The following is a 21,876-nucleotide window of genomic DNA, read 5'->3' as shown; positions in this document are numbered from 1 at the left end:
CGCTTTTGCCACGGCAGGCCGCGCTGTAGGCCAATCTCCTGTATGCGGGCCTGCCGGCTGCCCGCCAGCGCGTCCCGGACCTTGGCAAGCGGTTTTGCGGCGCTAGGATGGACCGAACTCCATTTAGCGGCCCCCTGCGCCATGACCGACACAGCGACCGACAGCTCCCCCACGCCGGCATCCAAGCCCACACCCCGCCCGCCGCGCCGCCGCTGGCTGCGCATCCTCGTGTGGATGGTCTCGGCCCTGGTGCTGCTGCTGGCGCTGGTCGTGGTCCTGATTGCCACCTATGACTGGAACCGCGCCAAGCCCTGGATCAATGAGCGGGTCAGTGAAAGCACCGGCCGGCATTTCGCGATTGAAGGCGACCTGCGGGTGCAATGGAACTGGCCCCAGCCGCTGGACCAGGGCTGGCGTCACTGGATTCCTGGCGTCACTGTCCAGGCCGAGCAGCTGACGCTGGGCCAGCCCGAAGGCTGGGAGGTTGAGCAGGAGCCGGCCAAGGGCAGTGGCGAGCTGCCAGCCCTGCCTGCGCCGCCCGACCAGTTGAACAAGGGCCGCTTGCCCGAGGAGAAAGCCAAGGAACAACCCAGGGGAAAGGCGAAGGACAAGGGCACGGACAAGGACGAAGGCAAGGACAAGGACTCGCAGGCCAGCCCTTCCGCGCCCAGTATCGACAGCGACAGCATCGTCCTGGCCGACGAGAAAATGGCCCCTCCCCCGCGCGACGCCGCCACCATGGCCACAGCAGCCCGCGCCACGGCCAGCCTGCGGCTGTGGCCGCTGCTGGGCCGGCACGTGCTGCTGGACCATCTGCAGCTCGAAGGGCCTGACCTGGTCTTTGCACGGCGCAAGGATGGCAGCAACAACTGGACCTTCAAGCGCCCGGAGCACACAGGGCCGCGCTGGCGTTTTCAGGTAGCGCAATTGAGCCTGCGCGGCGGCCTGGTGGGCTGGAGCGATGGCATGCGCCAGATGGCAGTGCGCGCACGCCTGGACAGCCTTGTACGGCCGCCCAGTCCAGACTTTCCGTATGGCATGCGCGTCGGCCTGACCGGCCGCATCGCCAAGGCCACGGTCGAGGCCCAGGGCCTCATCGGCCCCGTGCTGGACCTGCAAAGCGAGCAGGCACGCTTTCCGGTCAAGCTGTGGGCCCATGCGGGCAGCCTGCGCGCACGGGCCGAGGGCATTCTCGACAATCCCAGGGCACTCAAGGGCATGGACCTGCAGGTGCACCTGCGCGGCTCCAGCATGGCCGACCTGTTCCCACTGACCGGCCTGCTGCTGCCGCGCACACCGCCTTTCGACACCAACGGCCATCTGGTCGGCAGCCTGCAGCCCGGCCGCGCCGAGTGGGACTACGAAAACTTCGAGGGCCGCGTGGGCCAGAGCGATCTGCGCGGCTCGCTGCATTACGCATCCGGCAAGCCCCGGCCCAAGCTCAGCGGCAAGCTGGCATCGCGCAAGCTGCGCCTGGCCGACCTGGGGCCGGTGGTAGGAGCACCGTCCACCAGGCAGGACCAGAAAAGCCGGCAGGCGGCCAGCGGCAAGACCCTGCCCACGCAGCGCTTCGACACCAGCAAGTGGAATGCCATGGATATGGATGTGCACTTCCAGAGTGACCGCATCGAGCGTCCCCAGGCCCTGCCCATCGAGAACTTCAGCGTACATGCCGTCATGGACAACGGTGTGCTGCGCCTGGCGCCGCTGCGCTTCGGCATGGCCAAGGGCAAGCTGGACCTGCAGGCCATGGTGGACAGCGGCGCCAAGCCGCCCAAGGCCAACCTCCAGGGCAAGGTCCAGGGGCTGCAGCTGTCGGCCCTGTTCCCCGAGATCGAATTGATGAAGAAAAGCCTGGGCAGCATGGATGGCGCCATCGCCCTGGAGGGCCGAGGCCAGTCCATGGCCGAATGGCTGGGCACCAGCTCCGGCGACATGCGCCTGTATGTGCGCGACGGGCGCTTCAGCAAGCAACTGCTGGACCTGGCCGCGCTCAACCTGGGCAGCGTGGTGGTGACCAAGCTGTTCGGTGCCGACAAGGAAGTCCAGCTCAACTGCGCCGTGGCCGACCTGTCCGTGCAGAACGGCCTGGCACGCACGCGCAACGTCAAGTTGGCGACGCCGGAGGCGATCGTGGAGGCCACAGGCCAGATCAGCCTGGCGCAGGAGACCATGGATCTGCACATCAAGCCCGAATCGCTGAAGTGGAAGTTCTTCTCGCTGCGCACGCCCCTGTATGTGCGCGGCAGCTTCGCCAACCCCAAGGTGGGCGTGGAGCCCGGCCCGCTGCTGCTGCGTGCGGGCGCGGCCGTGGCCGCCGCCGTGGTGGCACCCGCCGCCCTGGCCCTGGTGCCGCTGACGGTGCCGGCTGCCGAGGAAGATGCGCAATGCCAGCGCCTGCTGGCAGACGCCGGCAAGAAGTAGGAAGGCCTGCCCGGCCTTCAGCTGCAGCGCGCCCTGGGAACGCCACGAACGGCCGTCCCCAGGCGCTGGCCAGCAAGACCATGATCACCGCGCGCCTATGTGAGCCGGGGCTTGGGCCAGCGTGCAGTCTGGCAAGAGTGGCAACGCCGACCGTGCGAGCCATCAGTACCATGAGGGCCACAGCCGTTGCGAACGGCGGCGGCGCACAGCGCATATGACCCGCCCCGCTGTAGCAGGCCATGCATTGCGTATTTCCCCTTAGCCCCATCGCGGCGCAGACCGTTGATTTCGCTTAACCTTCGCCGTTAACCCGCTTTTGCCGTGCCCAGCCCTTCTCCCATGTCCTCCAAAGTCCAGTTCCGCCTGCGCGTATACAACGACAGCACCATTGCCATCGGACCCGGCAAGGTGCAGTTGCTCGAATCCATCGCCGAGGCGGGCTCCATCTCGGCCGCAGCCCGTTCGCTGGGCATGTCCTACCGGCGCGCCTGGGTGCTCGTGGACGAGATGAACCGCGCGCTGCAGACGCCGGCCGTCAACACCAGCGCAGGCGGCGCCCATGGCGGCGGCGCCTCGCTCACGGCCACGGGCGAGGCCATCGTCAGGCATTACCGCTCCATAGAAACCACGTCGCGCATGGCGGCTGCGGCCGATATCGCAGCGCTGACGCGCCTGCTCAATCCCCAGGGCACCGCCAGCGCATGAGCGATGCCGCCGCGCAAGCCATAGGCTGCCGCCCCATCGGCCATGTGCGCAGCCGCTTCACCGATCCGGTGGGCATGCCCATACAGACGGCAGGCGCGGCCGACGAGGCAGGCCGCGTGGAGCTGCTGCCCGAGTTCGAGGCCGGGCTGCGCGACATCGAAGGCTTTGACTACCTGATCCTCATCACCCACCTGCACCAGGCCGTGGAAAAGCTGGAAGTCGTGCCCTTCATGGACGACAGCAGCCACGGCGTGTTCGCCACGCGCGCCCCGGCGCGGCCCAACCGGCTGGGCCTGTCCATCGTGCGCCTGGTGCGGCGCGAAGGACTGCTGCTGCATTTCCTGGGCAACGACATGCTGGACGGCACGCCCGTGCTCGACATCAAGCCCTACGTGCCCAGGCTGGATGTGCGCCAGACCGAGCGCATAGGCTGGTTCGGCAAGCGTATCGACCAGATGCCCGACATCCGCGCCGACGCCCGCATGGCCTGAGCCTGCTTCGGCAGCCGCAGCAACGGCAACAGCCCTCAGTGGAAATTGCGGCTCGCCACGCCGGCGCCGCCCAGGCGGCCCAGCCAGCGGCTCATGTCGCGGGCGCGGTGCACGATGAGATGGCGCACGGCGGGCACCTCCTGGCTGGCCTGCTCTGCAGGCACTGACTCGCCGCAGTCCTTGCCGCCGCCCCAGTCAGAGCTGCTTTGCCAGATGCCCTCGACCGCCAGCAGCCGCGCGTCCAGCAAGGGCTCGCCCCAGCGCGTGACGGTATCGGGCCAGACCACCAGGTTGACCGTGCCCGTCTCGTCCTCCAGCGTGATGAAGACCGTGCCCTTGGCCGTGGGCGGGCGCTGGCGCACGGTGACGATGCCGCAGGCCCGCACGCGCATGCCCGCCAGCGTGTCGCGCAGCTCCAGCGCCGTGCGAAGCCCGTGGCGGCGCAGGCGGTCACGCAGCAGGGCCAGCGGGTGGCGGCGCAGGCTCAGGCCCGTGGCCGCGTAGTCGAACAGGATTTCCTCGCCCTCGGGCGCGGCGGCCAGTTGCACGGGCGCCTCGTGCACGGGCACGCCCGCGAACAGCGGGGGCTGCACCTGCAGGGCCGCCGCATCCCACATCTGCTGGCGGCGGTGGCCTGACAGGCCCTGCAGCGCATCGGCCGCCGCCAGGGCCTGCAGCTCGGCGCGCTGCAGCCGGGCGCGCAGGGCCAGGTCCTCGGTGCTCCTGAACGGCGCCTGCGCGCGGACCTGGGCCACGCGCTCGCCCGAAGTCTTTGGCAGCTGCGCCACCATGCACAGCCCCAGGCGCACGGCCGGCTGCGGCAGCTCGACGCCGGCAATGCGCTCGTGCGGCGCCTCCAGCGTGCAGTCCCAGTCGCTGTGGCGCACATCGACGGGCAGCACGCGCACGCCGTGGCGGCGCGCATCCTGGATCAGTTGCGAGGGGGTGTAGAAGCCCATGGGCTGGGCATTGAGCAAGGCCATGAGGAAACAGGCCGGCTCATGGCGCTTGAGCCAGGCGCTGGCATAGGCCAGCATGGCGAAGCTGTAGGCATGGCTTTCTGGGAAGCCGTATTCGCCGAAGCCCAGCATCTGGCGGAAGATGGCCTGGGCAAATTCGGCGCTGTAGCCGTTGGCCAGCATGCCGTCTATCAACAGACGCTCGAAGCGGTGCACGCCGCCCTTGCGCCGCCAGGCCGCCATGGAGCGGCGCAGCTCGTCGGCATCGCCCGCCGAGAAGTTCGCCGCGATCATGGCGATCTGCATCACCTGCTCCTGAAAAATGGGCACGCCCAGCGTGCGCTTGAGCGCCTTCTCGAGCGCAGGCTTTTCCAGGACCAGCTCGCCGCCCTGCCGCCGACGCTCGCGCGCCTGAAGATAGGGATGGACCATGCCGCCCTGTATGGGGCCGGGCCGCACGATGGCGACCTCGACCACCAGGTCGTAGAACTCGCGCGGCTGCAGCCGGGGCAGCATGCTCATCTGCGCCCGGCTCTCGATCTGGAAGGTGCCCACGGTGTCGGCGCGGCAGATCATGTCGTAGGTGGCCGGGTCGTCCTTGGGAATGTCGGCCAGCTCCCAGCGCGGGCCGCGCAGCGCGGCGCGCGCGTGCAGGCTGCCGCGCAGCACGGTGAGCATGCCCAGGGCCAGCACATCGACCTTGAGCAGCTTCATGGTGTCCAGATCGTCCTTGTCCCACTGGATGACCGAGCGGCCCTCCATGGCGGCCGGCTCCACGGGCACCAGCCGCGTCAGCGGCCCGTCGGTCAGCACAAAGCCGCCCACATGCTGGCTCAGGTGGCGCGGGCTGTCGCGCAGCTGCAAGGCCAGCTCCAGCCACAGCCGCGCACGCTGGGGCGACAGTTGCGGGCAGTCGTAGCCCAGCCGCTCGCGCAGCCGGGCCAGGCGCAGCAGCTTGGAGCGCACCCAGCCCAGGGCGGGGTCATCGGGTTCGGGCTCCGGCTCGGCCGCCTGGTCCTCGGCATCGCTGAACCAGTGGTGCTGCCGGGCCATGGCGTCGATCAGCACCGCATCCACGCCCAGGGCCTTGCCCGCGTCGCGCAGCGCGCCGCGCGTGCGCCAGCAGCTGACCACGGCCGTCAGCGCCGCACGGCCGCGGCCGTATTTTTCGTAGATGTACTGGATGACGGTCTCGCGCCGCGCGTGCTCGAAGTCCACGTCGATATCTGGGGGCTCGCTGCGCTCGCGGCTGATGAAGCGCGCCATCAGCAGCGTGGTCTTGTTCGGGTCCACGGCCGTGATGCCCAGGCAATAGCAGACGGCCGAGTTCGCGGCCGAACCGCGCCCCTGGCACAGGATGCCTTCGCTGCGCGCATAGCGCACGATGTCGTGCACGGTGAGAAAGTACATCTCGTAGCGGCATTCGGCGATCAGCTCCAGCTCATCCTTCAATTGCTTGGCGACCGATTCGGGAATGCCTTGCGGATAGCGCCCCGCCGCTCCCTGCCAGGTATGCCAGGCCAGGGTCTGGCGCGCGTCCATGCCGGGCAGCACGCTTTCCTGCGGATAGTGGTAGCTGATCTCACTGAGCTTGAAATCGCAGCGCGCGGCAATCTGCAAGGTTGCATCCAGCATGGCGCGCGGATAGATGCCGCCCAGCCGCAAGCGCGAGCGCAGATGGCGCTCGGCATTGGGATGCAGCTCGAAGCCGCATTCGGCCACCGTGCAGCCCAGGCGCAGCGCCGTCACCAGGTCCTGCAGCGGCTTGCGCGAGCGCGCATGCATGTGCACGTCGCCGCATGCCACGCAGGACAGGCCCATTAACCCTGCCACGTCCTGCAGGCTTTGCAGCCACAGGCTGTCGTCGGGCGCCAGCAGCAGCTCCACGCCCAGCCAGCAGCCCGGCCCCAGCTGCGCCACGGCGGCCTGCACGGCCTGGGCGATGGCAGGCACATCGCCGGCTGGAAGCAGCGCGCACTGTGGCAGGACGATGCATTCGCAGCCTTCACGCAGCAGATGCCAGGGGCTGTCGGCATCGACCAGGTACCGGCCCTTGTCGGCACGGGCGCGCGCCGCGCTGATGAATTCGCAGAGGTTGCCCCAGCCGTTCAGATCGCGCGCCAGCGCCACCACGCGCAGCGGGCCCCAGGCAAATTCGCTGCCATGGATCAGGGCCATCTCGCAGTCGCGCGCGGCCTCGAAGGCCCGCACGGCGCCGGCCACCGAGCATTCGTCGGTCAGGGCCAGCGCCTGGTAGCCCAGGGCCTTGGCGCGCTGCACCAGTTGGGCCGGCGAAGAGGCGCCGCGCAGAAAGCTGAAGTTCGACAGGCAGTGCAGCTCCGCATAGCCGGGCAGGCCCGGGCCCGATGCCATGCCGGACACCGGCCCGGTGGCCTGGGGCGGGGGCTGCAGCCGCTGCAGCTGCGGGGGCGGCGGCTCCAGCAGGATGTCCTGTTCAGCCATAGATGCCTTGCGCAAACCAGGCGGCGGGCGACAGCAGGGCCGGCATGCCTGGCAGCCGCTCCGATGCAGGCGTGCGCTCGCGGTAGATCCAGACATGGCCGACAGCCGCGTTGCTGGCCACGAAATAGTCACGCACGGCCAGCGCCGCATCGGCCTGCGGCTCTCCCCACCAGCCGGCCTCCAGCCGATAGGGGCCGGCCAGCAATTGCAGCGGCCCCTGCCAGCAGGGGCGGCTGCCCTGCAGGAGCAGCGGCTGGGGCGGATCAAGCAGCCAGGGCGGCAGCAGGCCCTGCCAGGGGTTGGCCGCCTTGCGCGCGTGCGCGGGCCGCCGCGGTGCCTGCGGGGTCTGCAGGGCCTCGCAGGCCGGGGTCCAGCGCTGCATGGCCTCGGGCCGGTGGTCCGATTGCAGCTGCGCCACCCGCACGCCCTGCGCGCCACGGCGGGCCGAGACGCGCTCCACCCATTCATGCCAGGCGATGCCGCTGGCCGCGCCTGCCCCATCTGCCGCGCCTGCCGCCTCGCCCAGCGGCGCCGGACCGGGCGCGGCCGGTGGGAGGCAACTGCCGGCATCGGCCGCGAAAGGCGCGGTGTCCAGCGCCACCAGCTCCAGCATGTCCGCAGGCGCGCGCCAGGGCGTACGGGCCAGGCGTTCGCGCAGCAGGCGCTCCATGTGCTCCAGCGCCTGGGCGGGCCGGGCCGTGCGGATGTCCAGCGCTTCCCAGGCCGGCAGTTGCGTGCCGTCCACGCGCCGCAGATCGTGGTGCCAGCGCAGTTGCAGGCCCAGCACGCCCTGGTGGCGGGCCTGCAGCCAGGCCTGCAGCGCGCGCAGCAGGGGCCGGGCGGCCTGCAGCAGGGCCTGGGCGTCGCTGGCCGGATAGCCCAGGTCGGCGCGCAATGCAAAGTGCTCGGGCAGCTCCAGCCAGTCCAGCGCATGGGGGCTGCTGCCATAGGCCTGGTCCAGCGCCAGCAGGGCCGGCAGCCCGATGCGCCGCGCCAGGCCCGCGCGCGGCAGGGCGCGCAGCTCGCCCCAGCGGCGGCAGCCCATGCGCTCCAGGGCCGGCGCATGGGGTTCGAGCGCGGGCAGGGTCCAGATCGGCAGGGCATCGGCAGGCGGCCAGGGCTGGCGCAGGCCGTCGCCCTGCATGCGCCAGCGCAGACGCGCCAGCGCCTGCCAGGCCGTGGCGGCCCGGGCCCAGACCGGCATCTGCGGGCTGCCTGCCTGCCCTGTGTCAGGCTGCTGTTCACGCAGAGCGCGCAGCAGGCCCAGCAGCATGGACTGGCGGCCGCCCCACAGGCGCTCCACGCTGCCCACCTCCATCAGCGCCACGGCCTGCCCTGCGCCCTGCCAGACGGCCACGCGCGGCGTCCAGCGCAGGGCCCACCAGGCCTGCTGCGCGCAGGCACTGCCTTTGCCATCACTGTCGCCGTTGCCCTGGCCATCGCCCTGCGCGGCATGCAGCGGCCAGGCAATCCAGTGCAGTGCTTGATTCGGCTGTGCCATGGCATCTCATCCCAGGGTGTGCGCTGCCGCCTGCAGGGCGGGCGCCTCGGCGGGCAGCAGTTGCCCGTGTCCATGAAGCCAGCGCTGCGCCTCGCCCGCCTGCCGGGTGCGCCGCAGGGCCTGGGCCTGCAGCACGTCCTGCCAGGCCCAGTGGTGCAGCGGCAGTTTCAAGGGATGCTCCAGCGCAGGCCCCCGGCGCTTGAGCAACTGCACGCGCAGGCAGGCTGGCGTGCCGCCTTCGCCCGGCTCCCCCAACTCTGTCTCCACGCGCAGCCGCAGCGGCGCGGGCGAGGCCACCGTCTGCAGGGCGGCCGAGGCCTCGCGCCACAGCCACAGAATGCGCCCCTGCGCAGCGGCCGCCCATTGCAGCCGGCGCAGCGTGGCCATGGGCAGACCGGCCGGCAGCCAGGCCAGCACGGCCAGCACGTCGCGGCAGCGCAGTGCCTGCTCACAGACCCAGGCCAGCCCTGCCCCATCGCCTGCCGGGTGGGCGCCGGGGTGGGCGCCAGGGTGGGTATCGGCCTCCACGCAGCACAGCCGGTGCGCCGCCACGCCCGCCGCTTCCAGTCCCGGAGCAAAAGGCCTGCAAGGCGGCGCCACCAGCACCACCTGGCCCGCGCTGCGCTGCATCAGGGCCGCCAGGCCCGGCAGCAGCAGCGGCCATTCGGCATGGCCATGGGCGGGCTGCAGCAGCTCGACCATGGCGCCCAGCGGCCAGCCCCCGCCCGGCAATTGCGCATCCAGCAGCGCATGGCCCGAAGGCTGGACCCGCTGCTGCAGCGCCTGCTGCCAGCCATCGCCACGCCACACGCCCTGCAACTGAGGCAGCACACGCGCCGCGCCCGCCAGGGAGGCAGACTGCGCAGGTTGAAAGGCGTGTGTCGTGGTCATGGGGAATTCTCAAGATACTGTACAAATATACAGCACTCTTGATTTCCCCACAGCTCCACGGCCGTAAAAAAGCCGGGCAAGCCCGGCTGCCTCAATGCGCAGTTGTTCCTGCTGCCCCACCCGGCGGCGGCGTGGCGTCGATCTGCATGCAGGCTTCGCACCATTGCGCGACCGCCGTGTCCACGGCGTGGGTGCGGGCGTTGATGGCGGGCCAGCGGCGCAGGCAGGCGTTGACAATGGCCTGCAGCTGCCACAGGGCCTCGCGGCTGAGCAGTGCCAGCTCGCTCATGCCCTGCACGTCGTCCTTGAGGTAGGCCAGCAGGTCGGTCTGCTGGTTCGGGTGCAGGCCGGCCTCGGCCAGCTGCTTTTGCAGGCTGCCGATGCTGGAGTCGATGTAGACGGCCGCCTGGTGGTCGGGCATGGCCTGCCAGCGCTCGGGAAAGGCCTGGCTGAACGTGTCCCACATCTGGAAGGCGGCCGACAGCGCTGCCACGCTGTGCGTGACCTCGGCCTGCAGCGGCGGCAGCGGCGTGCCCGGCGAGATCTCGTCGTAAAGCAGCGGCAGCAGGATGCCGACCAGATCGGCCGGATAGCGGCGGTGGTTCATGCGCAGCATCAGCGACAGGCGCTGGCCGGGCAGGTCCTGGAATTTGTCGAAGAAGGCCGAGACCACCTCGGCCAGCAACAGGATCCGGCCCATTTTGGAGATGGCTTCGCCATGCACGCCGCGCGGATAGCCCGTGCCGTCCATGCGCTCGTGGTGCTCGAGCACGGCCATTTCCACGTCCTGCGAATACGCGCCCGCGCCCCGCATGATGAGCATGCCCGTGACCGAGTGCGCCACCAGGTGCTTGCGCTCGGCGCCCGTGAGCCGGTAGTTGGGGTCGGTCCAGGCCGGGTCCATGTAGAGCATGCCCACATCGTGCAGCAGGGCCGCCGTGGCCAGCGGGCCGCATTCACGCTCGCTCCATTCGCTTTGCAGCGCCAGGTAGACGGCCACCAGCATCATCTGCAGGCTGTGGGCGAACAGCTCGGGGCGCTGCTCGCGCATGACCGTGAGCTTGAAGGCGATCTGCGGCGGCAGCACCATCAGGCGCAGCGGCGCCAGCAGCCGGTCCGTGCCGCCCAGCGACTGCACCAGGCGGCGCATCAGGTCCACGGTTTCGCACTGCACCATGGCCTGGGCCTCGATGGCCAGCACGTCCACGCGGTTGTCCACGCCCAGGTGCTTGTCGATGGGGTCGCGCAGCTTGTGCTTGACCAGGCGCTCGTACATGTTGCTGTCGATGCGCGCGCCCTTGTCCACGAGCTTGACGCCCTTGTCGTTGAAGATGGGCTCGCCGGTCACCACGTTGCAATGCTCGGCCATGTCGGTGACGGCGCGCAGGAAATGCACGCCCTCGTCCTTCCATCCCTGCGCTGTCGGTGGATTGCGCACGGCCGCGACATCCGTCATAGAGGCTCCCATTGGCTCGAAATCTGAAATATAAGCAAAAGAGCCCGCGCAAGGCGGGCTCTTGTCGCGCAGGCCTGCACCAGGCAGGCACTGCACAGCACGGCAACATCAGCGAATCAGCGTCACGCCGGTCTTAGACTGGATGTCCTCGAAGCTCACTTCGGGGGCCAGTTCCACGAGCTTCAGGCCCTGCGGCGTCACGTCCATCACTCCCAGGTCGGTGATGATACGGTCCACCACGCCCACGCCGGTCAAAGGCAGAGTGCAGGCGGGAAGAATTTTGAGGTCGGTCGTGCCGTCCTTCTTCTTTGCCACATGCTCCATGAGCACGATGACGCGCTTGACGCCCGCCACCAGGTCCATGGCGCCGCCCATGCCCTTGACCATCTTGCCGGGGATCATCCAGTTGGCCAGGTCGCCCTTCTCGGACACCTGCATGGCGCCCAGGATGGACAGGTTGATCTTGCCGCCGCGGATCATGGCGAACGACTGGTCGCTGCCGAAGATGGACGAGCCGGCAATCGTCGTCACGGTCTGCTTGCCGGCGTTGATCAGGTCGGCGTCCACGGCATCCTCGGTCGGGAAGGGGCCGATGCCCAGCATGCCGTTCTCGGACTGCAGCCACACTTCCTTGTCACCCGTGTGGTTGGCCACCAGGGTGGGAATGCCGATGCCCAGGTTGACGTAGAAGCCGTCTTCGAGTTCTTGGGCCGCGCGGGCGGCCATCTGGTCTTGGGTCCACGGCATGGTCAGGCTCCTTGTTTTTCTGTGATGGTGCGCTTTTCGATGCGCTTTTCGGGGTTCGGGTTGTGCACGATGCGGTGCACGTAGATGCCGGGCAGGTGGATGTCGTCCGGTGCGATCTCGCCGACCTCGACCACCTCCTCCACTTCCACGATGCAGACCTTGCCGGCCGTGGCGGCGGCAGGGTTGAAGTTGCGCGCCGTCAGGCGGAACTGCAGGTTGCCGCTCTTGTCGGCACGGTGGGCCTTGACCAGGGAGACATCGGGCACGAGCGAGCGCTCCATCACATAGGTCTCGCCGTCGAACTCGCGCAGCTCCTTGCCCTCGGCCACCATGGTGCCCACGCCGGTCTTGGTGAAGAAGGCGGGAATGCCGGCGCCGCCTGCGCGCAGCTTCTCGGCCAGCGTGCCCTGGGGCGTGAATTCCAGCTCCAGCTCGCCGGCCAGGTACTGGCGCTCGAACTCCTTGTTCTCGCCCACATACGACGAGATCATCTTCTTGATCTGGCGCGTCTCCAGCAGCTTGCCCAGGCCAAAGCCGTCCACGCCCGCGTTGTTGGAAATCACCGTCAGGCCCTTGACGCCGCTGTCACGCAGCGCGTCGATCAGGGCCTCGGGAATGCCGCACAGGCCGAAGCCTCCCACAGCCAGCAATTGCCCGTCGGCCACGACGCCCTGGAGCGCCTGCTCCGCAGAGGGGTAGAGCTTTTTCACACATGTCTCCTTCAGATTGGATGCGCTACGATACTACGTACTTGCATAAGTAGTTTTTCGTAAAGATTTGCCCATGGATATAGATTACAGGCTGGCGTTCGAGGCCGCCCCCGTCGGTCTCGTGATCTCGCGCAACCGCACCATGATCGACTGCAACCGCCAGGTCTGCGAGATGTTCGAGGCCTCGCGCGAGGTGCTGATCGGCCAGACCTTCCAGATCCTCTACCCCAGCGCCGACGAGTATGAGCGGCTGGGCGCGCGCATCGCGCCCATTCTCAATGCAAGGGGCTTTTATTCGGACAACCGCATCATGAAGCGCGCCAACGGCGAAACGTTCTGGTGCCATGTCACGGGCCGCACGCTGGACCGCAGCGACCCGCATGCCTCGGGCATCTGGAGCTTCGAGGACCTCAGCGCCCAGCGCCCCGTCAAGGCCGAACTCACGGGGCGCGAGCGCGAGGTGGCCGCCCGCCTGCTGGAAGGCCTGACCTCCAAGGAAATCGGCCGTGCCCTGGCCATCAGCCACCGCACGGTGGAGATCTACCGCGCACGGCTGATGCGCAAGTACGGCGCCTCCACGGCCGCCGATCTGGTCCACAAGCTGGTCTCGGGCTGACAGGGCGACGGCCTACACGGGCCGCATCCGCCCGCGCAACACAATGCCTTGGCAAAAAGCATGCCCGGCACGACGCAGGCGGGGTGCGGTGAAATTTTTTGGCTATGGCGCAGTTGAGATTTGCCAATCGCCAAAGCCTTGCCGCATCCATAGAACGAAACAACAATAAAAGCAATTCGATAGCACGCAGCTATTGATTTTCCAAGCGCCGCGCTGCCTGCGTGCAAGCCGGCGCCGCTACCACCCCTCGATCAAGGAGAGACCATGACCCACAAGCTCACCACCGCCGCAGGTGCCCCGGTTGCCAACAACCAGGACTCGCTCACGGCCGGCCCGCGTGGCCCGATGCTGCTGCAGGACCTGTGGCATCTGGAAAAAATGGCCCACTTCAACCGCGAAGTGATTCCCGAGCGCCGCATGCACGCCAAGGGCTCGGGCGCCTTCGGCACCTTCACCGTGACGGGTGACATCACGCGCTACACCCGCGCCAAGGTGTTCTCCGACATCGGCAAGCAGACCGAAGTGTTCGCGCGCTTTTCCACCGTGGCCGGCGAACGCGGCGCGGCCGACGCCGAGCGCGATATCCGTGGCTTCGCCGTCAAGCTCTATACCGAGGAAGGCAACTGGGACTTGGTGGGCAACAACACGCCGGTGTTCTTCTTCCGCGACCCGCTCAAGTTCCCGGACCTGAACAAGGCCGTCAAGCGCGATCCCTACACCAACCTGCGCTCGCCCGAGAACAACTGGGACTTCTGGACCGGCCTGCCCGAGGCGCTGCACCAGATCACCATCGTCATGAGCGACCGGGGCATTCCGCGCGGCTACCGCCACATGCACGGCTTCGGCTCGCATACCTACAGCTTCATCAACGCCAGCAACGAGCGCCACTGGGTCAAGTTCCACTGGGTCTGCCAGCAGGGCATCGAGAACTTCACCGATTCCGAGGCGGCCTCCGTCGTCGCCTCCGACCGTGAAAGCAGCCAGCGCGACCTGCTCGAGGCCATCGACCGCGGCGAGTTCCCCCGCTGGAAGCTGTGCGTGCAGATCATGCCCGAGCATGAAGCCGAGACCTACCGCTTCCACCCCTTCGACCTGACCAAGGTCTGGAGCAAGAAGGACTACCCGCTGATCGAAGTGGGCGTGATGGAGCTCAACCGCAACCCGCGCAACTACCACGCCGATGTGGAGCAGGCCTCGTTCACGCCGGCCAACCTGGTGCCGGGCATCGGCCCCTCGCCCGACCGCATGCTGCAGTCGCGCCTGTTCTCGTACGGCGATGCCGCGCGCTACCGCCTGGGCGTGAACCACCACCAGATCCCCGTGAACGCGCCGCGCTGCCCCTACCACGCCTACCACCGGGACGGCGCCATGCGCGTGGACGGCAACTACGGCGGCACCATCGCCTACGAGCCCAACACCAAGGGCGAGTGGCAGGAGCAGCCGGCCTTCGCCGAGCCGCCGCTGGCCCTCAACGGCGCGGCCGACCGCTGGAACTACCGCGAGGACGATGCCGACTACTTCACCCAGCCCGGCGACCTGTTCCGCCTGCTCACGCCCGATGCGCAGCAGCGCCTGTTCGAGAACACGGCGCGCAACATCGCCGGCGTGTCCGAGCACATCGTGCAAAAGCACATAGCGCACTGCACCCAGGCTGACCCCGCCTACGGCAAGGGCGTGGCCGATGCCATCGCCCGCCAGAAGGCCGGCACGCTCTGACCGGCTGACGCCCACGGCAAAACGCCCCCGAAACTTCGGGGGCGTTTTTCATGGCACGCCCTGCCCTCAGGCCACGGCCTTGAAGGCGGGAAGCTTGTCGCCCAGCCGCTTGCCCATCTCCGAGCCCAGGGCCTGCAGGCCGCTCATGGGGCGCACCATGACCTCGAATTCCCGGATCAGCCCCTGCTCGTCGAAGCGGATGAAGTCGATTCCCTTGAGGTTCTTGCCACCCACGCTGGCGCTGAACTCCAGCACCACGTCCAGGCCGTCATCGCTGGCCATCTGGCGGTGGTAGGTGAAGTTCTCGAAGACCTGGACCACGGTGGACAGCGCCAGCATCAGCGCGGCTGCCGAGGCATAGGGCGTGTTGGCCATGGGCGAGCGGAACACCGCATCGGGATGGACGATGGTGTGCAGCTCGCCCAGGTCGCTGGCGGCAACCATGCGATGCCACAGCTCCAGGGAGCGGGCGACTGCGGGATGGGCGTTCTTCGGGGGCTGGGACATGCTTGTCTCCTGGTGGTTGAGGTGGAAAACGGAATCGGGCGGCGCCCTCAAAGGCTGGCCGCCAGCGTGGTGCCTTGCACGATGGCGCGCTTGGCGTCGAGTTCGGCCGCCACGTCGGCGCCGCCGATCAGGTGCACGCTGCAGCCCGCCGCGCTCAGGGCCGCATGCAGCTCGCGCTGCGGCTCCTGGCCCGCGCAGAGCACGACGTTGTCCACCTCCAGCAGTTGCGGCTGGCCGTCCACGGTGATGTGCAGCCCGGCGTCGTCGATGCGCTCATAGGCCACGCCCGAGCCCATGGCCACGCTGCGTGCCTTCAGCGAGGTGCGGTGTATCCAGCCCGTGGTCTTGCCCAGTTGGTCGCCCACCTTGGTGGACTTGCGCTGCAGCAGGTGCACGCGGCGCGGCGAGGGCTGGGCCTGCGGCTGCGCCAGGCCGCCGGCCTGGGCGTAGTCCGTGTCTATGCCCCACTCCGCATAGAACTTGCGGGGCGCCACGGCGCCGCTGTCGCCGGCATGGGTCAGGTACTCGGCCACATCGAAGCCGATGCCGCCCGCGCCGATGATGGCCACGCGCTCGCCCACGGGCCTGTCGCCCTGCAGCACGTCCAGATAGCCGAGCACCTTGGGATGGTCCACGCCGTCGATGGCGGGAACGCGCGGCCGTATGCCCGTGGCCAGCACGATCTCGTCATAGCCGCCCTCGATGAGCTGGGCCGCCTCCACGCGGTGGCCCAATTGCAGCGCCACGCCGCCCAGCTCCAGCTGGCGGCGGAAGTAGCGCAGCGTCTCGTGGAACTCCTCCTTGCCGGGCACCTTCTTGGCAATGTTGAACTGCCCGCCGATCTCGCTGGCCGCATCGAACAAGGTCACCGCATGGCCGCGCTGCGCGGCGGTGACGGCAAAGCTCAGGCCCGCCGGGCCGGCGCCCACCACGGCGATGCGCTTGGCGGCGGGCGCGGGCGCAATCACCAGCTCGGTCTCATGGCAGGCGCGCGGGTTGACCAGGCAGGAGGTGATCTTGCCGCCAAAGGTATGGTCCAGGCAGGCCTGGTTGCAGGCAATGCAGGTGTTGATCTCGTCGGCACGGCCCTGGCGTGCCTTGCGCACGAAGTCGCCATCGGCCAGCAGCGGCCGGGCCATGGAGACCATGTCGGCATAGCCCTCGGCCAGCAGGCGCTCGGCCACTTCGGGCGTGTTGATGCGGTTGGAGGTGATCAGCGGGATGCCCACCTGCCCCATCACGCGCTGCGTGACCCAGGCATAGGCGGCGCGCGGCACCTTGGTGGCGATGGTGGGGATGCGCGCCTCGTGCCAGCCTATGCCCGTGTTCAGCAGCGTGGCGCCCGCGGCCTCGATGGCCTGGGCCAGCGCGATCACTTCCTCCAGCGTGGAGCCGCCTTCCACCAGGTCCAGCATGGACAGGCGGTAGATGATGATGAAGTCCCGCCCCACGCGCTGGCGCGTGCGCCGCACGATCTCCACCGCAAAGCGCATGCGGCCCGCGTAGCTGCCGCCCCATTCGTCATCGCGGTGGTTGGTGCGCGCTGCGATGAACTCGTTGATCAGGTAGCCCTCCGAGCCCATGATCTCCACGCCGTCGTAGCCCGCGTGCCGGGCCAGGGCTGCGCAGCGCACGAAGTCCTCGATGGTCTGCTCCACCTCGTCGCCCGTCAGCGCATGCGGCACGAAGGGGTTGATGGGCGCCTGCAGCGCGCTGGGCGCCACCAGCCCGGGCTGGTAGGCGTAGCGGCCGAAGTGCAGGATCTGCATGGCGATCTTGCCGCCCTCGGCATGGACGGCCTGCGTGACGATGCGGTGCTGGTCCGCCTCGTGCTCATTGACCATCATGGCGCCGCCCTTCATGGGCCGGCCGCGCTCATTGGGGGCGATGCCGCCCGTGACGATCAAGCCCACCTCGCCGCGCGCGCGCTCGGCGTAGAAGGCGGCCATGCGCTCGAAACCGTTGGGCGCCTCTTCCAGGCCCACGTGCATGGAGCCCATGAGCACGCGGTTTCTGAGCGTGGTGAAGCCCAGGTCCAGTTCGGCATTCAGGTGGGGGTAGTGGGTCATGCCTGTCTCGCTTTTTTATGCAACTGATTGCATGAATGTAGTCAGCCTCCTTTATTTATGCAACTGGTTGCGCAAAAAATTGCAGAAATGACCGCAGCGCTTGGCCGCGCCTCCATGCAGGCCCGTAAGATGGCGCCCAGCGCCAGTCCCTTTGTTGCCGATGTCCCTGCCACACGCCCTTCTCACCGCCTTGGTCGAGCACCCCTGCTCGGGCTCGGAACTTGCCGAGCGCTTCGACCGCTCCATCGGCTATTTCTGGAATGCCACGCACCAGCAGATCTACCGCGAACTCGCGCGGCTGGAAGAGGCGCAATGGATAGAGGCCCTGCCCGCCGAATCCGGCCGGGGCCGCAAGCGCCAGTACCGCATCCTTCCCACCGGCCGCAAGGAGCTCAAGCGCTGGGTGGCCGAGCAGGAAGACCCCAAGCCGCTGCGCGAGGAATGGATGGTGCGCCTGCGTGCCGAGGCGGTGGTGGGGCCCTGCGGACTGCAGGACGAAGTGCAGCGGCTGCTGGCACTGCACCAGGCGCAGCTGGACGTCTACCAGCGCCTGGAGCAGCGCGACTTCCTGGACAAGCCGCCCACGCGCGAGCGGCGGCTGCAGCACCTGGTGCTCAAGGCCGGCATACAGCAGGAGCAGCTGTGGATAGGCCTGCTGCAGGAAACCCGGGAGATCCTGGACATGCCGGCCAGGCCCTGAGGAGCGGTTGCGACGGCTGAGACGGCCGAGACGGCTGAGAAGGTCTCGACGGCCGCCTCAGCCCTTGTTCAAGCCGTGCAGCACCAGCCCCGGCGCCTCCAGCCGGACACGCAGAATGCGCCCGTGCGTGGAGTCCGTCACATGCAGCGTGCGGCGGTCCGCACCGCCAAAGGCCAGGTTGGTGAGCGAGCTTCCCGGCACGCCACGCAGCACCTGCACGGGCTCGGCACGGTGGTTGAGCACCCACACCAGGCCCAGGCCCGGGTTGGCCACCAGCAGCCGGCCCTGGTCATCCACGGCCAACCCGTCGGGGCCGCTGGGGCCGTAGGAGGTGAAGAACTGCCCCACCTTGGCCACGCTGCCATCGGGCAGCAGGGGCACGCGCCAGACGCAGTTGCCGCGCGTCACGGCCAGGTAGAGCACGCGGCCATCGGGCGACAGCGCCACGCCGTTGGGGCTGGGCACGTTGGCCAGCAGCAGGTCCAGCCGGCCGTCCGGACGCAGGCGGTACAGGCGGCCGCTGGGATCGTGCAGGCCGCTCTGGCCCTGGTCGGTGAAGTAGAGGTTGCCTTCGGCATCGAAGACCAGGTCGTTCACGCCCTTGAAACGCTCGCTGTTGCGCCGCTGCAGATAGGGGCTGACGCGCCCCGTGGCCACCTCCAGGCACATCAGGCCGTTCTTGTAGTCGGTGATCAGCAGCGTGCGCTCGTCAAGGAACTTCATGCCGTTGGGCTCGCCGTCGTACTCGGCCACCAGGGTCCAGGCGCCTTGCGGATCGATGCGGAACACGCGGCCCCAGGGAATGTCGGCCACGTACAGGTTGCCGGCGCCGTCGAACACCGGCCCCTCGAGGAAGGAGTCGGTGACGGCGCCGCCCCGGTTGGCATCGGCCCAGTCGCTGCGCTCGGGGCGGCGCAGGGCGTCGGGCATGGCGGTGAACGATTCGAGTTCGCAGACCTGGGGGGCTTGCAGCAGGAACATGGTGCTTGTCTTTCTCGGGATTTCAGGGGATGGCGCTGAAACCGTACAGGCGCGCTGGATTGTCGACCAGGATGCGGTCCATGGCCTCGTCCGTGCCCGCCCAGGCCTGCAGCAGATCGACCAGATCGGCATCGTCGACGGAGCCCGGCGCCTCGGTGGTGTGCGGCCAGTCGCTGCCCCAGACCAGGCGCTCGGGTGCGGCGCGCACCAGGTCGCGGCCCAGCGGCAGCATGTCGGCATAGGAGGGGCCACCCACCGATGAACGCATATAGGCGCCGGAGAGCTTGACCCAGGTGTTGCCGCCATCGAGCAGCCGGCGCAGCGCGGCATGGGCCGCGCCCTCCATGCCTTCAGCCGGGTCGATGCGGCCCAGGTGGTCCACGACCAGGGGCACGGGCAGCGCGCCCAGCACGGGCTCCAGCGCCACCAGCTGTTCGGGCTGCACGAAGACCTGCACATGCCAGCCCAGCCGTGCGATCCGGTGCGCCAGCGTGACCAGCATGTGGGCCGTGGTCTCGCCCCAGGACTGCGGCGAGACAAAGTTCACGCGCAGCCCGCAGACGCGGTGCGCGGCCAGCCGGTCCAGCTCGGCATCGGCCACATCGTGGGCGACCACGGCCACGCCGCGCGCATCATCGCCCAGGCGCTCCAGCGCATCCAGCGTGCAGGCATTGTCCGTGCCATAGGTCGAGGGCGTGACCACCACGGCGCGCGAGGTGCCCAGGCGCCGCTGCAGTTGACGGTACATGGCCACGTCGGCCTGCGGAGGCGTGCGCGGCCAGTGCGGCGACGGCGCAAAGCGCGCATCGAAGATGTGCATGTGGCTGTCGCAAGCCAGGGGCGGCAGCGTGCGCGCAGGCCTGCTCGTGCCGGCCGAGTGCGGCACGGCCATGGCGATGTCGGTCATGCCCATGCGCTCAGTCCAGCACGATGGCGCCCTTGCGCACCACCTCGCCCCACTTGGCGTCTTCCTTCTGGAGGAAGGCGGCGAACTCGGCCGGCGTCGATGCCATGGGCTGGGCGCCCAGGTCGCTCAGGCGCTGGCGCACCTCGGCTTCCTGCAGCACCTCGGACAGCGCCTGGTGCAGGCGCGCGGCCACGGGCTCGGGCGTGCCCGTGGGCAGGAAGATGCCGTTCCACTCATAGGCCTCGTAGCCGGGAATCACGGTCTCGGACACGGTGGGCACATCGGGCAGGCGCGCCGAGCGCTGGGGCGCCGCCACGGCCAGGGCGCGCAGCTTGCCGCCCGTGACCAGCGGATAGGTGGCCGCCATGGTGCCGAACATGAAGTCCACCTGCCCGCCCATCACATCGGCAATGGCCGGCCCGCCGCTCTTGTAGGGCACATGGACCATGTCCAGCTCCAGCCGCTGGCGGAACAGCTCGGCCGCCAGGCGCTGCACCGTGCCGCTGCCGCCCGAGGCGAAGTTGATCTTGCCCGGCTGCGCCTTGGCCCTGGCCGCCAGGTCGGCCACGCTGCGCACGGGCGAATCGGCCTTCACCACGACCACATTGGGCATGAGCAGCACCAGCGACAGCGGCTGCAGCGCGCTGCGCGCATAGGGCAGCTTGGCAAACAGATGCGGGTTGATGGAAAACGGCGTGGCGTCGTAGAGCACCGTGTAGCCATCGGCGCGCGCCTTGGCCACCTGGCTGGCACCAATCGTGCCGCTGGCCCCGGGCCGGTTGTCCACGATGATGCTGGTGCCCAGCCGCGCGCCCATGCGCGTGGCCAGCAGGCGCGCGGCCGCGTCGGCGCCGCCGCCGGGCGCATAGGGCACGACCAGGGTGATGGGACGCTCGGGAAAGGCGGCCTGGGCCACGGCGGCGGCCAGGGCGCAGGCCGCGATCAGGGTTCTGGCAAGGAATTTCATGGCTTGTCTCCACATTTTTTAGAGGGGGCGGCGGCCGAATCAATCCGCCTTCAGGTTCAGTTCGCGGGCGATCTGCGCATAGGAGGCCGCTTCGCTGGCCACGCGCTGCGCGAAGGCGCTGCCGCAGCTGGACTCGGCATCCATGCCCAGGCCGTGCAGCTTTTCCGCGGCCGATGCACTCTTGGCGAACTCCACGGCCACACGCTCCAGCGCCTGGGCCGCGCCGTCGGGAATGCCGGCCGGCGCGAGCACGCCGTACCAGACATCGGCCGAGTAGTCGCCGCCACCCGCTTCGGCAAAGGTGGGCACCTGGGGCAGCAGGGACGCGCGCCTGGGCGAGGCCACGGCCAGCGCCGTGAGCTTGCCGCTGCGCACCTGGGGCAGCACCGAGCCCAGCGTGGCGAAGGAGCTGTCGAGCTGGCCGCCCATGAGGTCGGTCACCACGGGAGCCGCGCCCTTGTAGGGCACGTGGTTGAGCTTCAGGCTCTTGGCCCGCGCAAACATCTCGGTGGCGAAATGGCCCGAACTGCCCATGCCCGCCGTGCCAGCCGTGACGCTGCCGGGCCGGCTGCGTGCCTGGCCCATGTAATCCTGCAGGTTGCGCGCCGGCATGCCCGGCCCCACGACCAGCACCGTGGGGCTGCTGGCCACCGTGCACAGCGGCCGGAACGAGCGCACCACGTCGAACTTCACGCGGCCCTGGTACAGCGCCGGGATCATGCTGTGGTTGGTGGCGCCGAACAGCAGCGTATAGCCATCGGCCGGCGCGCCAGCCACGGCCTGCGCGGCCAGTATGGTGTTGGCCCCGGGCTTGTTGTCCACCACGAAGGGCTGGCCCAGCGCCTTGCCCGCATGGTCGGCAAAGGCGCGCGCCACCACGTCGGTGGGGCCGCCCGCCGCAAAGCCCACGACCAGCCGCACGGGCTTGGCCGGATAGTCCTTCTGCGCCAGCGCGGGCTGGGCGCCCAGCACGGCCAGCCCCACGGCGGCCAGCAGGCCGCCGCGCAAGGCCAGGCGGCGGACCTCTTGGAAATTCCTCGACATCGCTTGTCTCCTCAAATCACAT

General features: G+C 69.0%; 18 protein-coding genes. 6 read left to right on the top strand and 12 right to left on the bottom strand.

Features of this window, described 5'->3' with window-relative positions:
- Nucleotides 1-141 precede the first annotated feature (141 nt).
- The 3 genes from HFGMBDPB_RS10090 (at nucleotide 142) to tsaA (ending at nucleotide 3,620) form a co-directional block, all read left to right on the top strand.
- The gene (locus HFGMBDPB_RS10090; protein ID WP_212645348.1) at nucleotides 142-2,424 is read left to right on the top strand and encodes an AsmA family protein; all 2,283 of its coding nucleotides are present in this window, start codon (nucleotides 142-144) and stop codon (nucleotides 2,422-2,424) included.
- Nucleotides 2,425-2,763: 339 nt separating this feature from the next.
- Nucleotides 2,764-3,129, top strand: coding sequence for a winged helix-turn-helix domain-containing protein (locus HFGMBDPB_RS10085; RefSeq protein WP_016446251.1), 366 nt, complete (start codon nucleotides 2,764-2,766; stop codon nucleotides 3,127-3,129).
- The gene (tsaA, locus tag HFGMBDPB_RS10080; protein ID WP_016451588.1) at nucleotides 3,126-3,620 is read left to right on the top strand and encodes a tRNA (N6-threonylcarbamoyladenosine(37)-N6)-methyltransferase TrmO; all 495 of its coding nucleotides are present in this window, start codon (nucleotides 3,126-3,128) and stop codon (nucleotides 3,618-3,620) included. The genes HFGMBDPB_RS10085 and tsaA overlap by 4 nt, the downstream gene beginning before the upstream one ends.
- Nucleotides 3,621-3,655: 35 nt before the next feature.
- On the opposite strand, the gene HFGMBDPB_RS10075 is transcribed toward tsaA, so the two are convergent.
- The 6 genes from HFGMBDPB_RS10075 to HFGMBDPB_RS10050 all read right to left on the bottom strand — a co-directional run bounded on the left by HFGMBDPB_RS10075 (nucleotide 3,656) and on the right by HFGMBDPB_RS10050 (nucleotide 12,347).
- Nucleotides 3,656-7,042, bottom strand: a complete 3,387-nt coding sequence (locus tag HFGMBDPB_RS10075; RefSeq protein WP_212645347.1) for an error-prone DNA polymerase — start codon at nucleotides 7,040-7,042, stop codon at nucleotides 3,656-3,658.
- Complete coding sequence (locus tag HFGMBDPB_RS10070) at nucleotides 7,035-8,543, bottom strand: Y-family DNA polymerase (protein WP_212645346.1); 1,509 nt, start codon at nucleotides 8,541-8,543, stop codon at nucleotides 7,035-7,037. The genes HFGMBDPB_RS10075 and HFGMBDPB_RS10070 overlap by 8 nt, the downstream gene beginning before the upstream one ends.
- Before the next feature lie 6 nt (nucleotides 8,544-8,549).
- The gene (gene imuA, locus HFGMBDPB_RS10065) at nucleotides 8,550-9,434 is read right to left on the bottom strand and encodes a translesion DNA synthesis-associated protein ImuA (protein ID WP_016451585.1); all 885 of its coding nucleotides are present in this window, start codon (nucleotides 9,432-9,434) and stop codon (nucleotides 8,550-8,552) included.
- 91 nt (nucleotides 9,435-9,525) lie between these two features.
- The gene (locus tag HFGMBDPB_RS10060) at nucleotides 9,526-10,890 is read right to left on the bottom strand and encodes an HD-GYP domain-containing protein (RefSeq protein ID WP_016451584.1); all 1,365 of its coding nucleotides are present in this window, start codon (nucleotides 10,888-10,890) and stop codon (nucleotides 9,526-9,528) included.
- A gap of 108 nt (nucleotides 10,891-10,998) precedes the next feature.
- Nucleotides 10,999-11,637 carry a 3-oxoacid CoA-transferase subunit B gene (locus tag HFGMBDPB_RS10055; RefSeq protein WP_012206068.1) on the bottom strand — a complete coding sequence of 213 codons (639 nt, stop codon included), beginning with the start codon at nucleotides 11,635-11,637 and terminating at the stop codon, nucleotides 10,999-11,001.
- A gap of 2 nt (nucleotides 11,638-11,639) precedes the next feature.
- Nucleotides 11,640-12,347: a CoA transferase subunit A gene (locus HFGMBDPB_RS10050; RefSeq protein WP_016446257.1), complete on the bottom strand. Its 708-nt coding sequence runs from the start codon at nucleotides 12,345-12,347 to the stop codon at nucleotides 11,640-11,642.
- Nucleotides 12,348-12,420: 73 nt separating this feature from the next.
- On the opposite strand from HFGMBDPB_RS10050, the gene HFGMBDPB_RS10045 reads away from it, so the two are divergent.
- Both HFGMBDPB_RS10045 and HFGMBDPB_RS10040 read left to right on the top strand, forming a co-directional pair.
- The gene (locus tag HFGMBDPB_RS10045) at nucleotides 12,421-12,963 is read left to right on the top strand and encodes a PAS and helix-turn-helix domain-containing protein (protein WP_016446258.1); all 543 of its coding nucleotides are present in this window, start codon (nucleotides 12,421-12,423) and stop codon (nucleotides 12,961-12,963) included.
- A gap of 264 nt (nucleotides 12,964-13,227) precedes the next feature.
- Entirely contained in the window at nucleotides 13,228-14,679 is a 1,452-nt protein-coding gene (locus HFGMBDPB_RS10040) for a catalase (protein ID WP_016446259.1), read from the top strand.
- A gap of 66 nt (nucleotides 14,680-14,745) precedes the next feature.
- On the opposite strand, the gene HFGMBDPB_RS10035 is transcribed toward HFGMBDPB_RS10040, so the two are convergent.
- Nucleotides 14,746-15,186 carry a nuclear transport factor 2 family protein gene (locus tag HFGMBDPB_RS10035; protein WP_154834156.1) on the bottom strand — a complete coding sequence of 147 codons (441 nt, stop codon included), beginning with the start codon at nucleotides 15,184-15,186 and terminating at the stop codon, nucleotides 14,746-14,748.
- A 47-nt stretch (nucleotides 15,187-15,233) separates the two neighbouring features.
- Nucleotides 15,234-17,255: an NADPH-dependent 2,4-dienoyl-CoA reductase gene (locus tag HFGMBDPB_RS10030; RefSeq protein ID WP_212645345.1), complete on the bottom strand. Its 2,022-nt coding sequence runs from the start codon at nucleotides 17,253-17,255 to the stop codon at nucleotides 15,234-15,236.
- A 160-nt stretch (nucleotides 17,256-17,415) separates the two neighbouring features.
- Here HFGMBDPB_RS10030 and HFGMBDPB_RS10025 point away from each other — a divergent pair, with 160 nt between their 5' ends.
- The gene (locus tag HFGMBDPB_RS10025; protein WP_212645344.1) at nucleotides 17,416-17,955 is read left to right on the top strand and encodes a PadR family transcriptional regulator; all 540 of its coding nucleotides are present in this window, start codon (nucleotides 17,416-17,418) and stop codon (nucleotides 17,953-17,955) included.
- A gap of 57 nt (nucleotides 17,956-18,012) precedes the next feature.
- Here HFGMBDPB_RS10025 and HFGMBDPB_RS10020 read toward each other — a convergent pair whose 3' ends face one another.
- Genes HFGMBDPB_RS10020 through HFGMBDPB_RS10005 form a run of 4 tightly spaced genes read right to left on the bottom strand, consistent with a single transcriptional unit; the run spans nucleotide 18,013 to nucleotide 21,854 of the window.
- A complete protein-coding gene (locus HFGMBDPB_RS10020) occupies nucleotides 18,013-18,936 on the bottom strand; it encodes an SMP-30/gluconolactonase/LRE family protein (RefSeq protein ID WP_212645343.1) in 924 nt (307 codons plus the stop codon).
- A 22-nt stretch (nucleotides 18,937-18,958) separates the two neighbouring features.
- Nucleotides 18,959-19,849 (bottom strand): amidohydrolase family protein, encoded by an 891-nt coding sequence (locus HFGMBDPB_RS10015; RefSeq protein WP_212645342.1) that lies wholly within the window; start codon nucleotides 19,847-19,849, stop codon nucleotides 18,959-18,961.
- Nucleotides 19,850-19,853: 4 nt separating this feature from the next.
- On the bottom strand, nucleotides 19,854-20,810 hold the full coding sequence (locus HFGMBDPB_RS10010; protein WP_016446265.1) for a tripartite tricarboxylate transporter substrate binding protein: 957 nt from the start codon (nucleotides 20,808-20,810) through the stop codon (nucleotides 19,854-19,856).
- Nucleotides 20,811-20,849: 39 nt separating this feature from the next.
- Nucleotides 20,850-21,854, bottom strand: a complete 1,005-nt coding sequence (locus HFGMBDPB_RS10005; protein ID WP_043790526.1) for a Bug family tripartite tricarboxylate transporter substrate binding protein — start codon at nucleotides 21,852-21,854, stop codon at nucleotides 20,850-20,852.
- Between the last annotated feature and the right edge of the window lie 22 nt (nucleotides 21,855-21,876).

It is taken from the genome of Delftia sp. PE138 (genome assembly GCF_018320755.1).
Classification (GTDB): Bacteria; Pseudomonadota; Gammaproteobacteria; order Burkholderiales; family Burkholderiaceae_C; genus Comamonas; species Comamonas tsuruhatensis.
This window is presented reverse-complemented; position numbering and strand designations above follow the sequence as displayed.